Source organism: Accumulibacter sp., from assembly GCF_029255285.1.
Taxonomy (GTDB): domain Bacteria; phylum Pseudomonadota; class Gammaproteobacteria; order Burkholderiales; family Rhodocyclaceae; genus Accumulibacter.
In genome coordinates, this window is record NZ_JAPUVI010000086.1 from 90,910 (window position 1) to 104,756 (window position 13,847).

General features: G+C 61.9%; 13 protein-coding genes. 9 read left to right on the forward strand and 4 right to left on the reverse strand.

The window, feature by feature from the left end; translation table 11 throughout:
• Positions 1–65 precede the first annotated feature (65 nt).
• The gene (locus tag Q1M07_RS10250) at positions 66–2,489 is read left to right on the forward strand and encodes a serine/threonine protein kinase (protein WP_300453607.1); all 2,424 of its coding nucleotides are present in this window, start codon (positions 66–68) and stop codon (positions 2,487–2,489) included.
• Between the two features lie 26 nt (positions 2,490–2,515).
• Here Q1M07_RS10250 and Q1M07_RS10255 read toward each other — a convergent pair whose 3' ends face one another.
• Positions 2,516–3,310 carry an outer membrane protein assembly factor BamD gene (locus Q1M07_RS10255; protein WP_300453609.1) on the reverse strand — a complete coding sequence of 265 codons (795 nt, stop codon included), beginning with the start codon at positions 3,308–3,310 and terminating at the stop codon, positions 2,516–2,518.
• Positions 3,311–3,353: 43 nt separating this feature from the next.
• On the opposite strand from Q1M07_RS10255, the gene rluD reads away from it, so the two are divergent.
• A complete protein-coding gene (gene rluD, locus Q1M07_RS10260) occupies positions 3,354–4,433 on the forward strand; it encodes a 23S rRNA pseudouridine(1911/1915/1917) synthase RluD (RefSeq protein ID WP_300453611.1) in 1,080 nt (359 codons plus the stop codon).
• Positions 4,414–5,229 carry a peptidoglycan editing factor PgeF gene (pgeF, locus tag Q1M07_RS10265; protein ID WP_300453613.1) on the forward strand — a complete coding sequence of 272 codons (816 nt, stop codon included), beginning with the start codon at positions 4,414–4,416 and terminating at the stop codon, positions 5,227–5,229. The genes rluD and pgeF overlap by 20 nt, the downstream gene beginning before the upstream one ends.
• Here the strand turns inward: pgeF and Q1M07_RS10270 are convergent, their stop codons facing one another.
• Positions 5,230–5,430 carry a hypothetical protein gene (locus Q1M07_RS10270; protein WP_300453614.1) on the reverse strand — a complete coding sequence of 67 codons (201 nt, stop codon included), beginning with the start codon at positions 5,428–5,430 and terminating at the stop codon, positions 5,230–5,232. It abuts the gene before it with no gap.
• Between the two features lie 338 nt (positions 5,431–5,768).
• On the opposite strand from Q1M07_RS10270, the gene Q1M07_RS10275 reads away from it, so the two are divergent.
• Positions 5,769–6,407, forward strand: coding sequence for a histidine phosphatase family protein (locus Q1M07_RS10275; RefSeq protein ID WP_300453616.1), 639 nt, complete (start codon positions 5,769–5,771; stop codon positions 6,405–6,407).
• 17 nt (positions 6,408–6,424) lie between these two features.
• On the opposite strand, the gene Q1M07_RS10280 is transcribed toward Q1M07_RS10275, so the two are convergent.
• A complete protein-coding gene (locus tag Q1M07_RS10280) occupies positions 6,425–6,856 on the reverse strand; it encodes a CBS domain-containing protein (RefSeq protein ID WP_300453618.1) in 432 nt (143 codons plus the stop codon).
• 571 nt (positions 6,857–7,427) lie between these two features.
• Between Q1M07_RS10280 and msrB the strand changes: the two genes are divergently transcribed.
• Both msrB and msrA read left to right on the forward strand, forming a co-directional pair.
• Positions 7,428–7,940, forward strand: a complete 513-nt coding sequence (gene msrB, locus Q1M07_RS10285; RefSeq protein ID WP_300453642.1) for a peptide-methionine (R)-S-oxide reductase MsrB — start codon at positions 7,428–7,430, stop codon at positions 7,938–7,940.
• On the forward strand, positions 7,937–8,551 hold the full coding sequence (gene msrA, locus Q1M07_RS10290; RefSeq protein WP_300453620.1) for a peptide-methionine (S)-S-oxide reductase MsrA: 615 nt from the start codon (positions 7,937–7,939) through the stop codon (positions 8,549–8,551). Before msrB ends, msrA begins: the two co-directional genes overlap by 4 nt.
• A 42-nt stretch (positions 8,552–8,593) precedes the next feature.
• Here the strand turns inward: msrA and Q1M07_RS10295 are convergent, their stop codons facing one another.
• On the reverse strand, positions 8,594–9,784 hold the full coding sequence (locus Q1M07_RS10295) for a class I SAM-dependent methyltransferase (RefSeq protein ID WP_300453622.1): 1,191 nt from the start codon (positions 9,782–9,784) through the stop codon (positions 8,594–8,596).
• A 217-nt stretch (positions 9,785–10,001) separates the two neighbouring features.
• Between Q1M07_RS10295 and Q1M07_RS10300 the strand changes: the two genes are divergently transcribed.
• The 3 genes from Q1M07_RS10300 to Q1M07_RS10310 all read left to right on the forward strand — a co-directional run bounded on the left by Q1M07_RS10300 (position 10,002) and on the right by Q1M07_RS10310 (position 13,342).
• Positions 10,002–10,331 carry a hypothetical protein gene (locus tag Q1M07_RS10300; RefSeq protein ID WP_300453624.1) on the forward strand — a complete coding sequence of 110 codons (330 nt, stop codon included), beginning with the start codon at positions 10,002–10,004 and terminating at the stop codon, positions 10,329–10,331.
• Positions 10,328–10,942 carry an SCO family protein gene (locus Q1M07_RS10305; protein WP_300453626.1) on the forward strand — a complete coding sequence of 205 codons (615 nt, stop codon included), beginning with the start codon at positions 10,328–10,330 and terminating at the stop codon, positions 10,940–10,942. The genes Q1M07_RS10300 and Q1M07_RS10305 overlap by 4 nt, the downstream gene beginning before the upstream one ends.
• Before the next feature lie 252 nt (positions 10,943–11,194).
• On the forward strand, positions 11,195–13,342 hold the full coding sequence (locus Q1M07_RS10310; protein WP_300453628.1) for an FAD-dependent oxidoreductase: 2,148 nt from the start codon (positions 11,195–11,197) through the stop codon (positions 13,340–13,342).
• Positions 13,343–13,847 lie beyond the last annotated feature (505 nt).

Here is a 13,847-nt window from a genome sequence, read left to right on the forward strand (position 1 = left end):
GGTGACGGCCCCGTGGCGGCAGCCTTTATGCTTAGAATGAGTCTTTGGGGAGGCTGGTTGAATACGTGAACAAGCGCGTTGGACGTTTCGAGGTAATTCGTGAACTCGGTCGGGGAGCGCAGAGCGTCGTCTATCTGGCACGGGATCCGCATCTGCAGCGGCAGGTGGCGATCAAGACGCTGCACTTCTCGCGACCCGATCCGAACCAGGACAGGCAACTGCTCGAAGAGGCGCGGGTCGTCAGCCAGTTGCGGCATCCGAGCATCGTGCCGATCTTCGAGGCGGGGGAAGAGCAGGGCGACCTTTACCTGGTGTTCCAGTATGTGCCGGGCAAGACTCTGGCCGAGTACCTGCGGCTCAGCGGCGGGCTGCCGCCGGACAGGGCGATCGCCATCATGCAACCGATCCTCGACGCGATCGCCCATGCGCACGCGGCCGGAATCATTCATCGCGACCTGAAGCCGAGCAACATCCTCCTCGACGACGATGACAGCCCACGAGTAATGGACTTCGGCATCGCCACACGTGCCGAGGGCGTGTCCAATAGTGGCGGGCAATTGGTTGGCACGCCGGCGTACATGGCGCCGGAGTACATCGCGCAGCGCCTGAGCAGTGAAAGGTCGGACATTTTTTCCGCCGGTCTCGTGCTTTACGAGTTGCTGACCGGGCAACGAGCGGTTCCGGGCAGCGATATCAAGCAGGTGATGCACCGGATCGCGAGTGAAGACATCCGATTGCCGCCGGAAATGAGAGCGGCGCTCGACGAGAAGCTGGTGCACCTGTTGTATCGCGCGCTGGCGCGTGATCCAGCGGAGCGCTACGCGTCCGCCGTCCAGATGCGCGAGGCACTCGACGACTTTCTGGCACCGGAAAACCCCGCGGCGGTGGATGGTCGGCAGAGCACGATCGATTTCCTGCTGCGGCGCATGCGGCACAAGAGCGACTTCCCCGCGCTTTCCGAGTCGGTCGGCGCGATCAACAGGATCACTTCGTCGGAAACACGGAACATCTCGGACGTTGCCAACACGATCCTGAAAGATCTGTCGCTGACCAACAAGATTCTGCGCATGGTCAATTCGAGCTACTACCGCCAGGCCGGCGGCGGGAATATCAGTACCGTATCGCGCGCGGTCGTCGTTCTCGGTCTCGATGCGGTGCGCAGCATCGCCGTCACCGTAATGCTGTTCGAGCATCTGCAGAATAAGGACAATGCCAATCAACTCAAGGACGAGTTCATTCGCGCCAATCTGGCGGCGATTCTGGCCAAAGACATCGGCAGCAAGACGGCAGCGCGCGGCGACGGCGAGCAGGTGTTCATCTGCGCGATGTTCCACAATCTCGGCCGCTTGCTCAGTCAGTACTACTTTCCGGAGGAGAGTGCCGAAATCAGGCGTGTCACGCAGCAGAAGAACTGCTCGGCTGATGCGGCAGCGCTGCAGGTGCTGGGCATTTCGTACGAGGATTTGGGCGTTGCGATTGCTCAGACTTGGGGCTTCCCGAGACTGATCGTCAACAGCATGCGCAAGCTGCCGGCCGGCAGCATCCGTCGACCGACTAACGCTGAAGAAAACCTGCGCCTGCTTTCGGCCCTCTCGAACGAGCTCTGCGTGGTGGTTGCCGACACGCCCCCCGAACAGCAGCAGAAGGAATTGCGCCGCATCGTGACACGCTTCGCAGACGTCGTTCCGCTCAATGAGCAGGATCTGCGTCGGACGATGGAGAAGTCCTTCGAACAAGTAGGGCAGCTCGCCTCCACGATCCATCTCAATCTTCAACAGACCCGCTTCGGTCGCCAAATCCGAGCCTGGGGCGGCGCGGCCGCGGCCGCAGCCGTTCCGGCCATAGCCGAGGCGACGGCGACCCGCGTAGAAGCGTTATCCGGAGCTCTGCTGGCCGATACCGCTCCCGAGATACCCGCCCCCGATGCGGAAGCTGACAACGGCAACCAAGGCGTCCCGGCCGGCGAGGCTGCGGCGGCTAGCGAAATCGTTCTTCTGGCCGGAATTCAGGATGTCAGCAACGCGCTGGTCAGCGAGTTCAAGCTCAACGACGTGCTGCGCATCATTCTGGAAACCATGTATCGCGCCAAGGGCTTCAAGAGCGTCATCCTGTGCATCCGCGATGGGCGCAGCAATTCGATGCTCGGCCGCTTCGGCTTCGGTCCCGACGCTCAGGAGATCGCTCGGCGTTTCCGTTTTTCGCTGGTCTTCACGCCTGACATCTTTCATGCGGCGCTCGCCAATGGCGTCGACATCCTGATCACTGACACCAACGATCCGAAGATCGCGGCTCGCATTCCGGCCTGGTTTCGCCAAGCGGTCAACGCCGAGACCTTCGTTGTGTTCCCGCTTTGTCTCAAGGCCAGCCCGGTCGCCATGATCTATGCCGACGGCGAGCATGCCGGGGATATCGTAATCTCCGAAAAGGAACTGACGTTGTTGCGGACCTTGCGCAACCAGGCGGTACTGGCGGTCAAACAGTCGATCTAAAGTGAAGGACTTCCTCGACTTCGCGCCTACCAGAGCTTCCACCACGCTTCCTTGCGGTCGAGACCGCGTGTGTAGTAGAGGCTGTCCGGGTAGTTCCGGCGCATGACGCGCTCGGCATCGTCGCGCAGGTCGTTCAAGCCAAGCGAGTCGTAGGCCTTGACCATGATGAACAACGCTTCTTCAGTCGCCGGCGCATCGGGGTAGTTCTTTACCGCATACTGGGCGCGGTTCGCCGCCGCCAGATAGGCACCGCGTTTCATATAGTAGCGGGCGACGTGCAGTTCGAGCGAAGCCAAGGCATTGACCAGGTACTTCATGCGCAACAGCGCATCGGGCGTGTACTTGCTGTCCGGAAAGCGCGTCACCAATTCCTTGAAAGCATCGAATGACTCGCGCGCGCCCTTCGGGTCGCGCTCCGTCATGTCCTGATTGCTGATAGCTCCCATGATGCCCAAGTCTTCGTTGAAATTGATCAGGCCGCGTAAGTAGTAGACGTAGTCGACGTTCGGGTGGTTGGGATGCAGCTTGATGAAACGGTCGCAAGCAGCGATCGCCGAAGCCGGTTCGAGGTCTTTCCAGTAGGCATAGGCGATTTCGATCTGCGCTTGCTGAGCGTAGCGGCCATAGGGATAGCGTGACTCAAGCTTCTCGAAGTACTTGATTGCCTTGGTGTAGGAACCGTCGTTGAGCGCCTCCTTGGCCTCGGCGTAGAGCTTGTTGGCCGACCAGCCTATGGTTTCATCCTTCGCCTCCGGGAGCAGACCACAACCCGCCACGAGAGCGGTGACGATAAGCGCCGCGATAACCGCTAAACTACGCATGATGGAAAACCCACAGAAAAGAAAGGCGCCGTCAGACACGTTCATGAAGGACGGCGGGTCGCGCGATTATAGCGCAAACCCTGGAATCGCCCTGAGCGTGCCGGTCGACTGCGGCGGGCAACGCCTCGACCAAGTGCTTGCCCGTCTGCTCACGCAACATTCCCGTAGCCGCCTGCAGGACTGGATTCGTCAAGGACGAGTCGTGGTCGGAGGAATACGCACCGTCGAACCTCGCCACCGACTTTGGGGCGGCGAGGCCATCGAGATCGCCGAGGCGAGCGACGCGCGAGCGGAATCGTCGGCACCCGAGGACATACCCCTGCGGATTGTGTACGAAGACGACAGCCTGATCGTTATCGACAAACCGGTGGGACTCGTCGTGCATCCGGGAAACGGCAACTGGACGGGGACTCTGCTCAATGCTTTGCTGCACCATGCGCCGCAGCTCGCCGAGGTGCCACGGGCGGGCATCGTGCATCGACTCGACAAAGATACCAGCGGCCTGATGGTCGTCGCCAAGGCACTCGAGGCCCATACCGATCTCGTCCGGCAGTTGCAGGCACGCACGGTAAGGCGTTGCTATCAGGCGCTCGTGCGCGGCGGCGTCGATCGGGCCGGAGTGGTCGATGCGCCAATCGGGCGCCATCCGGGTGTACGCACCAAAATGGCGGTCGTTCACAACGGCAAACCGGCGCGTACGCACTATCGGGTGCTCGAGCGCTTCGTCGACTGTACGTTGATCGAATGCGCACTGGAAACCGGGCGGACGCACCAGATTCGCGTACACATGGCGTCGATCGGACATCCGCTGATCGGTGACCCGATCTACGGTGGGGCCGGTCACGTCGCGCGCGGCCCGCTGTTTTCGCGTCAGGCCCTGCATGCTTGGCGTCTAGCGCTGCTTCACCCGGAACTAGGCAGGGCGATGCAATGGCGCTCTGACTTGCCGGCCGACATGGCCGCGTTACTTCATGCGTCACGGCTCGAGTCTTTGTCCGCTCAGGACATGGATGGCGTGGACGGAGAGCGTAATGAGGAAGAGTTCTGGGACGAGGACGGCCGCTCGTCAATCCTCCACGTCGATGTCGAAGAGCCGGAAGACGATGATCCAGGAGAACAGTGAGAGCGAGGGCTGGATCGTCCCCGATTGGCCAGCGCCGGCACGCGTGCGAAGCCTCATCAGCAGCCGCTCGGGCGGCGTGAGCGCCACGCCGTATGCCAGTTTCAACTTGAGTGATCATGTCGGTGACGATCCACTGGCGGTGAGCGAGAACCGTCGACGCTTGGCACGACGTTTGCCGGCTCCACCGCTATGGCTGAAACAGGTGCACGGTGCGACGGTCGTCGATGCCGCGAAGACGGACCGGGAGTCGGCTCCGGTTGCCGATGCCGCAGTCGCTCGACAGACAGGCGTCGTCTGCGCGGTGATGACTGCGGACTGTCTGCCGGTTCTCATCTGTGACCGCTCGGCTCGCGTCGTCGCGGCGGTCCACGCCGGCTGGCGCGGCTTGCAGGCTGGCGTCCTCGAACAAACGGTAGGCGCTGTCGGCGTTCCCGGCCGGCAGTTGCTCGCCTATCTGGGACCGGCGATAGGCCCGCAGTCGTTCGAGGTCGGCGAGGAAGTACGACGGGCTTTCGTTGATGCGTACGCCGCGGCGGCCGAAGCGTTTACCCCTTTGTCCGCTGGCGGCGGATCGGGCGGCGTGTCTGGCCGCTCCGGGACCTCGCGTGAGTCTCATCAGTCCAAGTGGCTGGCCGATATCTATCTGCTCGCGCGGCAGGCTTTCGGCCGCGTCGGAGTAGGGGCTCTGTTTGGCGGCGGATACTGTACCGTGCGTGAGGAAAGCCGTTTTTTCTCCTACCGACGCGATGGCGTCACCGGACGAATGGCTTCCATGATCTGGCTATCCGACGATTAGTCAGCGATCGGGCTCCGCCGCTCCGGCGCGTGAGCGGCCAGCGGCACGGCGGCGGCGCCCCGGGCCGCCGAAAAGCCACAGCAGCAAGGCCATCGGCAGCAACCCGTAGAAAAGGAAGGAGAGGGTGCCGGCAACCACGCTGGATTCAGTCAGCGCCATCAGCGCGGTGACGTACAGCCATCCGATCACGACGATGTACATCGCGCCGATTATAGGCTTCCGAGGCGTTCAGTGCTTGCCTCTTGGCCAATGGCTCCCAACCCGCACGCTTGGCGATGGCAAGTGCTTGTTTGGCTCTTCCGAAAACTTCTTGCGCGACTCGCATGCCGCCGAAACCCGGCGGCGATCGCGAGGGTCAGTCTTTCGGTAGGCAGAACACAATTAACGGCTGTTGCGACCGCCTGCGTGGCACCTCGGAAAGTGGCGCGGCTGAGAAAACATAGCCGGCGGCGAAAACTCGGCGCGTCGTTTAGAATCTGGGATTCATTTTCCAAGGCCCCGAAGCCGTCCGCAGACACGGCGGCGATTGAGCGATCGACATGGAAGCTACCCATATTTGCCTCGTCCGGCACGGCGAAACCAACTGGAACGCGGAACAACGGATCCAAGGACAAATCGACATCGGGCTGAACGCCGCCGGCCTGGCGCAGGCTGACGCGGCTGCCAAGTGGCTTTCCGGGGAACCGGTGGCCGCCTTGTACAGCAGCGACCTGTTACGCGCCCGGCAGACCGCACAAAGCATCGCCAACCGCTTGGGGTTGGTGCCGATTCTGCGGCCGGAATTCCGCGAGCGGCGTTATGGCCTTTTCGAAGGACTGACCTACTCCGAATCACGTGCCGCCTACACGGCCGAGTATCTGTCGTTCGAGAGGCGCGACCCGGAGTTCGTGATTCCCTGTGGCGGCGAGAGCCTGCAGCAACTGCATGAGCGCGTCAGCACAGGGCTCTGGCTGCTGGCCGCCGACCATCGTGGCGAGACGATCATCGTCGTCACCCACGGCGGTGTCCTCGACATCGTCAACCGTTTGGTGCGCGGCAATCCACTGAGCGCCCCGCGCGACTTTCTGATCCCCAACGCGGCGATCAACTGGGTCAGTGTTCGCGGCGACTCCTGGAGGCTCGAAGCCTGGGGTCAGACGGCGCACTTGGCGAAGTTCGGCCTCGACGAACTTCCATGAGGGCGCGCGCGGAATCCTCAGCCGGTAATGTACTTTTCCATCTGCTGTATGATGAACTGCTGCTCGCAGATCGTTTCCTTCACCACATCGCCAATCGAAACGATACCGAGTACCCGGCCGTCCTCGTCGAGTACCGGCAAATGACGGAAGTGCTTTTCGGTCATGATGGCCATGCACTCATCGACCGTGCGCTCAGGGGTGACGTAAAGCACTTTGTCAGTCATGATCTCGCGCACAGTGGTGTCCTTCGAGGCCTTGCCGTACAGGATGACCTTGCGCGCGTAGTCGCGCTCGGAGAAGATGCCGACCAGTTGTTTTCCATCGAGCACGAGGACAGCGCCCACGTTGTGGTCGGCCATCACTTGCAAAGCATGAAAAACAGCGTCGTCAGGGGCGACGATCACCAGCGGCCCGCTCTTGGCGGCCAGGATTTGCCTGATTGTCTTCATGAAGCGTCCTTTCTGGTCGGGAAGTCACGCCATACTAGAACGTCAGCCGCTGCTTGCCAAGGCCCGTCGGCATGGCATTCGTCAACGACCCGAGATCCCTTGTCAGGTTCCACGCGCACTGAATCGCGCGGCGCGAGCCTTGTCTCGTAACGAACGCCGAACATTTCGAAGCCGGTCGCCCATCTTGATGGCATGGGGGCAACCTCAAAAAGTTCGCCAACTGGCCGTAGGAGGGCAATCGTTCTGCGCACCGACTGCGGCCCGAGCGGGAACAAGTCCGCTGGAACAGCGCTGGGCAAGCAGTGTAAGTTTTTCGCTCGACCAGCGACCAATCCTCAAGTCCGGCGTCCGAGAAGGCGGCGAACCCACTGGGTCGTCAGACGTCTTTGCCGCAACGTATTGGCCGTACGAACTGTCACAGTCCTTCCTGGACCGGGGCAAATATGGTGGACAAGCGTTTTAGCTCGCTCACCTGAACCCTGGCGACCGGTGGAATCCTTGCCTTCAGACACAGGAGGTGGCGGCGCCGTGACGATTGCCACTTCTTGCTTCTAATTTTTCGGAGAACTCCATGGATCGTCGTCAAACATTGAGATGGCTGAGCTGCTTGTCTGCCTTCGTGCTGCCCATAGCCGCCCCTGGCCCTAGCCGGGCGGGCGAGAGGGGCGACACGCCGCTGCAAAAGACAAAAGCCGAGTGGGCGAAGCTGCTGCCGCAGCCCGCTTATCGCGTCCTCTTCGAAGAGGATACCGAACGCGCCGGAAGCAGCCCGTTGAACCACGAGAAGCGCGACGGCACTTTCGTTTGCGCCGCGTGCTACCTGCCGCTATTCGACAGCTCGAAGAAATATGAGAGCGGTACCGGTTGGCCTAGCTTTTGGGACCACTTGCCGGGATCGATCGCGACCCGAACCGATTTCAAGCTGATCTATCCGCGTACCGAGTACCACTGTGTACACTGCGGCGGGCACCAAGGTCACGTGTTCAACGATGGGCCAAAACCCACCGGCAAGCGCTACTGCAACAACGGCGTGGCGCTGGCTTTCGTTCCGCGGACCGACAAACTGCCGGAGCTGCGTACGTGAGCGCCCGCCGGATGACGGTCGCTGTGCTCGTCCTAAGCGTCGTTGCCGGTGCCACCGGTGCGGCTGACGCTCCGCTCGCCGGCAAGAATGAAGTCCGCAGTGCAATCTTCGCCGGTGGTTGCTTCTGGTGTATCGAAGCGGATTTCGAGAAGCTGCCGGGAGTCGTTGCCGTGCAATCCGGCTACACCGCCGGACGGACCGTCAATCCGACCTACGAGCAGGTCAGCGCGGGCAGCACTGGCCACACCGAGGCCGTCCGCGTGAGCTACGACCCGCAGAAGGTCAGCTATGCACAACTGGTAGAGTACTTTTGGCGCCACATCGATCCCACCGTCAAGAACCGGCAGTTCTGTGACGTCGGCAGCCAATACCGCAGCGGCATCTACTGGCAGAACGAGGGCGAGCGAAGAATTGCCGAAAGCAGCCGCAACGCGCTGCTGGCGAGCGGCAAGCTGCCGCGCATCGAAACCGAGATCATGGCGGCTTCTGCCTTCTACCCGGCTGAGGAGTACCACCAGGACTACTACAGGAAGAACCCGATCCGCTATGCCTACTATCGCCAAGGTTGCGGTCGCGACGCCCGCGTCCAGCAAATTTGGGGCAGCGGCTAGCGACTGGCCGTCGTTTCGCCCAGGCTGCCCTCCGTGGCGCCGTCAATCAACCTGACAGAGTAGGCCCTTGAGATACTCGCCCTCGCCGAAGTGCAGCGCTACGGGGTGATCCGGCGGCGCCGCGAGCCGCCGCAGCAGGCGTGCCTGACGTCCGGCGTCGAGCGCCGCATCGCTGACGATCTGCTGAAAATGCTCACCGCGGATACCGCCCGAACACGAGTAAGTCATCAGCAGACCGCCTGGATTGAGCAGGCGAAAACCCAGAACATTGATGTCCCGATAGGCACGCGCCGCGCGCTCGGCGTAAGCCGCTGAAGGTGCGAACTTGGGCGGATCGAGAATGATCAGGTCGAAGCGCTGACCGGCACTTCTCAGGGTGCGCAACTCCGCAAAGACGTCCGCTTGGCGCCATTCGGCGCGCTCGGCCGCAAGTTGCGGGTTGAGCGCCAGGTTGTCGATCGCAGTTGCCAGGGCCGGGGCCGACGAGTCGATCGACAGCACGTGCGCCGCGCCGCCGGCCAGCGCTTGCAGCGAAAAACCACCGGTGTAGCAGAAACAGTTCAAGGTCATCCGATCGGCAGCCAGGTCGCGCGTCAGCCGCCTGTTCTCGCGCTGGTCGAGATAAAAGCCGGTCTTGTGGCCGGCCGTTACGTCGACCTGCATCCGCACGCCGTTCTCGACGATGGTCAGCGGCGTGGCGGGCGCCGTACCAAGAACCCAACCCGTCACCGCATCGAGTCCCTCGAGTCGGCGCACGTCGGAATCCGACCGCTCGTAGATTCGAGCGCAGCCGCTCGCCCTCTGCAGCGCGCCAATGATCGCCCGGCGCCATCGGTCGGCGCCGGCGGCTGTCAATTGCAGGACCACGGTGTCACCATAGCGATCGGCGATCACGCCCGGCAATCCGTCGGACTCGCCGTGCAGCAAGCGCAGGCCGTCCTGATAACGCAATTCGGGAATCGACTGACGTCGCTCGAGCGCCGCCTGTATGTGGCGCTTGAAGAAAGCGTCGTCGACGACTTCTGCCGGGTCAAAGGTCCACACCCGAGCGCGAATCTTCGACGCCGGGCTCCACGCCGCCTTGGCCAAGGGACGGCCATTGGCGGCTACAACCTCGACCGTGTCACCGGGCCGTGCGCGGCCATCGAGCCGGTCGACCGCGCCAGCAAATATCCAGGGGTGGCGGCGGGCAAGCGAGCGATCCTTGTGCGGCAAGAGTACGAGTTGCGACATGGGGAAATCCGGTGTGTGTCGCCATTGGCGGATGGGAGCGACAGCGACGGCACAGTTTAGCGCACTAGCGAACACGCCGGCAGTTCACTGCTTGTGCGACCTGTCGGCATCGACAGGTCGCCTTTGCTTCTTGAGGCCAATCAAGGACGGTTTCTTGCCAGACCGCCTATAATCGGAGTCCCTGCAGTGAACACCATCCATTACCGCTGAAAGCGCGATGAGACACCTGACCCTGCTCGCCTTCCTTAGCCTGTTCGTCGAAGCGGCCATGGCCGATGCCGGACTCGCCGCCGTCGGCGAGCTCGGGCGGCTGAATGGCCAAGCGCTGGCCTGCGACGAAAAGACCGTTGTCAGCCAGATCAAGGCACTGATGATCAAGTACTCTCCCAAAACCCGCCGTTACGGCGAGATCTTCGAAGAACAGAGCAGTGCTGCCTTTCTGGCCCAAGGTGAGCGCGAGTGCCCGGCGGCCACTGACTTCAACTCCAGAGTCGACGAAATGGCACAGCGCCTACCGGCTGTCTTGTCGCTCGGTCAGCCGCAATGAGGCCGAAGAGGCTTCTGCTCTGCGCGCTATTGGCGGCGGGTTTCGCACCGCTGATCGGCGGCGCGGCCGAGGACAACGAGGAGCCGACAGCCAGCTTCGAAACGCCTTCTCCGAGCCATGGCCGCTACCTTTTGATGGACGGCAACGGGCGCGCCGTAAGCAATGGCGATTTTCCAGGACGCTTCCAACTGATCTCGTTCGGCTATACCTCCTGCCCCGACGTCTGTCCGACCACGCTGGCCGAAATGGCGGCTATATTGACCCGACTCGGCAAGGAAGCGGGACGACTGCAGACCTTGTTCATCACGCTTGACCCAGAGCGTGACACGGCCAGCGTCCTACAGCATTACGTCGGTTTTTTCGACCCGCGGATCATGGCTCTGAGTGGCCCGCCAGCCTTGATTCGGCGCGCGGCCGACAACTTCCTCGTCCGTTACGAAATCGTGCGCGAACCCGGAGCACCAGCGGAACAGTACGCGGTTGACCACTCGGCGGGAATGTTCCTGCTCGGTCCGGATGGCCGCTATATCCGCAAGTTCGCCTACGCTTTGCCCGCGGCAGAGATCGGCGAGCGGATTCGCGAAATCATGATAAGGCTTGCCAATTACTGAAGCGGCGCGGTATCGGGGGCGTCGCGCCTTTCGCAGAGACCGGCCAGTTCGCTCTCGAGTGTCCAAAGTTCATAGCTCCAGGGCAGCGCGACAGGCACCCGACCGAGTTTCTGGTTTGGCTTGCCGTGGAAGACTCGGCTGAGGCGAAATGTCGGACGGTCATTAGAAGACGCTGGAACAGCGTGTAAGGACCGACGATCGGCGAACGACACAATGTTGTGCACCTCAACAACCATTGGAAAGCGCCCTGCAATGAAAACCCATAAGTTACTGCTGCTGGCCGCTCTGGCGGCCCTTGTGCTGGCGTATTTTGGGCTCGACCTGGGCCGTTTACTGAGCCTCGACCATTTTCGCAACCAGCAAGCGACGATCGAGGCTTGGCGAAGCGCCCAACCCTTGCTGGCGGCTGCGATCTTTTTCGTCGTCTACGTCGCGGTGACCGGTCTCTCGCTGCCGGGAGCCGCCGTGCTGACACTCATCGGCGGCGCGGTTTTCGGCCTGCTGTGGGGAGTGCTGCTGGTCTCCTTCGCCTCTTCGCTAGGCGCCACTCTGGCCTTCCTGGCCTCACGTTTTCTGCTGCGCGACTGGGTACAGAAACGCTTCGGCGAACGCTTGCGGGCGATCAACGCCGGCATTGAAAACGAAGGTGGCTTCTACCTGTTCACCCTGCGCCTCGTACCGGTCTTTCCCTTCTTTGTCATCAACCTGCTGATGGGTCTGACACCGATTCGAACGCGCACCTTTTATTGGGTCAGTCAGATCGGCATGCTCGCTGGCACATTGGTCTACGTGAACGCGGGCACGCAATTGGCGAAGATCGACTCGCCGTCCGGCATTCTTTCGCCCGGTTTGCTCGGCTCGCTGGTTTTGCTGGGAGTATTCCCGCTGCTCGCCAAGAGGGTCGTCGGCACGCTGACCGCGCGCCGCGTCTATGCCGGCTGGAAAAAGCCGACACGTTTCGGGCGCAACCTGATCGTCATCGGGGCCGGCTCGGCCGGGCTGGTCACAGCCTATATTGCGGCGGCCGTGCGGGCCAAGGTCACTCTGATCGAGAAGCATCGCCTCGGCGGCGACTGTCTGAACACCGGCTGCGTGCCTTCGAAGGCGCTGATCCGCTCGGCGAAGTTGCTCTCGCAACTGCGACGCTCGGCGGAATTCGGCATCCGTAGCGCGCGCGCCGAGTTCGACTTCGCCGAGGTGATGGAACGGGTGCAGCGAATAATCAAGGCCGTCGAGCCGCACGATTCGGCGGAACGTTATGCGGCGCTCGGCGTCGAGGTCATCGCCGGAAGCGCCAGGATCGTTTCGCCCTGGGAGGTCGAGGTCATCCGCCAGAGCGGAGAAAAGGAAAGAATCAGCACCCGCAGCATCGTCATTGCCACCGGTGCCCGTCCCTTCGTGCCACCGATTCCGGGCATCGAAGAAGTCGGCTATCTGACTTCGGACAACGTCTGGGAATTGCGCGAGCTGCCACGCCGCTTGCTGGTTCTCGGCGGCGGCCCGATCGGCTGCGAGCTGACACAAACTTTCGCCCGTTTCGGCAGCGCGGTGACACAGGTTGAAGCAGCACCACGGCTCATGATGCGCGAAGACCCAGATGTTTCCGAGTTGGTCAGCCGGCGCTTCGCCGCCGAGGGAATTGTCCTGCGGGTCAACCACCGCGCCAAGCAGTTCGTCGTCGACAATGGCGAAAAAATCCTGATCGCGGAGCACAACGGTGAGGATATACGCATCCCCTTCGACGCACTGCTGGTCGCTGTCGGCCGAGTCGCTAATCTCGCTGGCTACGGCCTCGAAGAACTGGGGATCACGGTCGGTCGAACGATCGCGACGAACGACTTCCTGCAAACGAAATATCCGAACATCTACGCCGCCGGCGACGTCGCCGGGCCGTTCCAGTTTACCCACACGGCGGCGCATCAGGCATGGTATGCCGCAGTCAATGCGCTGTTCGATCCGTTCCGCAAATTCCGTGCCGACTACTCGGTAATCCCCTGGGCGACCTTTGTGGAGCCCGAGGTGGCACGCGTCGGCATTAACGAATGCGAGGCCCGGGAACGTGACATCGCACACGAAGTGACAGTCTATGGCATCGACGACCTCGACCGAGCGATCGCCGACGGCGAAGCGCACGGCTTCATCAAGGTTCTCACCGTTCCCGGCAAGGACAAAATCCTCGGCGTCACCATTGTCGGCGAGCACGCTGGCGACTTGATCGCCGAATACGTTCTGGCGATGCGGCAGGGCATCGGCCTAAACCGGATACTCGCCACGATACACATCTATCCGACGCTGGCCGAAGCCAACAAGTACGTCGCTGGAAACTGGAAAAAAGCGCACGCACCACAGAAGTTGCTTGCCTGGGTCGCGCGCTTCCACGCTTGGCGGCTCGGTTATTGATACGGCCCATCAAGTCACTACGCCGCATCGAGCGGCTGGATGGCGAGAAAGTAGGCGGCCAATGCCTCGTTAGTGGGGGGAGAGCGAGGCGACCCCGGTACTCGTTCCCGCGCCGTTGTTCGGGAAACCACAAGGAGCGCGTCAAAGATCAGCGGCTTATTGCCGCCACCTCCGACGCCTTTTGCGCCGAACTGCCGAGTTTCGTACGAAGTTCAAGGCTTTTCTCGAAACGGCGGATCACCGAATTAAGGCACCGCGATCTTGGGTCGGGAAGTCAACCGAGTCGGCACTCGGTCGTTAAGGGAACTACGACGCCACCGAAATAGAAATAGATATCTTGCAAACGAAGCGTCGTAGCAATCAATTACTAACCTAGGAGAAACCTCATGCGCACTATCGCCACCCTGATCATCGCCGCCGCCTTTGCCGCTTCCCCGGCTTTCGCCCAGAAGACCGAAGTCAAGGGCAAGACCGAAATCGACGCCAAGCAGGAAAACGTTGCGGC

What these genes read in the sequence shown, in the direction of transcription:
- Q1M07_RS10280 (WP_300453618.1), bottom strand. Translation starts at nt 6,856, where the DNA reads ATGAAGACAATCAGGCAAATCCTGGCCGCCAAGAGCGGGCCGCTGGTG.
- Q1M07_RS10255 (WP_300453609.1), bottom strand. Translation starts at nt 3,310, where the DNA reads ATGCGTAGTTTAGCGGTTATCGCGGCGCTTATCGTCACCGCTCTCGTG.
- msrB (WP_300453642.1), top strand. Translation starts at nt 7,428, where the DNA reads ATGGATCGTCGTCAAACATTGAGATGGCTGAGCTGCTTGTCTGCCTTC.
- Q1M07_RS10310 (WP_300453628.1), top strand. Translation starts at nt 11,195, where the DNA reads ATGAAAACCCATAAGTTACTGCTGCTGGCCGCTCTGGCGGCCCTTGTG.
- Q1M07_RS10295 (WP_300453622.1), bottom strand. Translation starts at nt 9,784, where the DNA reads ATGTCGCAACTCGTACTCTTGCCGCACAAGGATCGCTCGCTTGCCCGC.
- Q1M07_RS10300 (WP_300453624.1), top strand. Translation starts at nt 10,002, where the DNA reads ATGAGACACCTGACCCTGCTCGCCTTCCTTAGCCTGTTCGTCGAAGCG.
- pgeF (WP_300453613.1), top strand. Translation starts at nt 4,414, where the DNA reads ATGATCCAGGAGAACAGTGAGAGCGAGGGCTGGATCGTCCCCGATTGG.
- rluD (WP_300453611.1), top strand. Translation starts at nt 3,354, where the DNA reads ATGAAGGACGGCGGGTCGCGCGATTATAGCGCAAACCCTGGAATCGCC.
- Q1M07_RS10305 (WP_300453626.1), top strand. Translation starts at nt 10,328, where the DNA reads ATGAGGCCGAAGAGGCTTCTGCTCTGCGCGCTATTGGCGGCGGGTTTC.
- Q1M07_RS10275 (WP_300453616.1), top strand. Translation starts at nt 5,769, where the DNA reads ATGGAAGCTACCCATATTTGCCTCGTCCGGCACGGCGAAACCAACTGG.
- Q1M07_RS10270 (WP_300453614.1), bottom strand. Translation starts at nt 5,430, where the DNA reads ATGTACATCGTCGTGATCGGATGGCTGTACGTCACCGCGCTGATGGCG.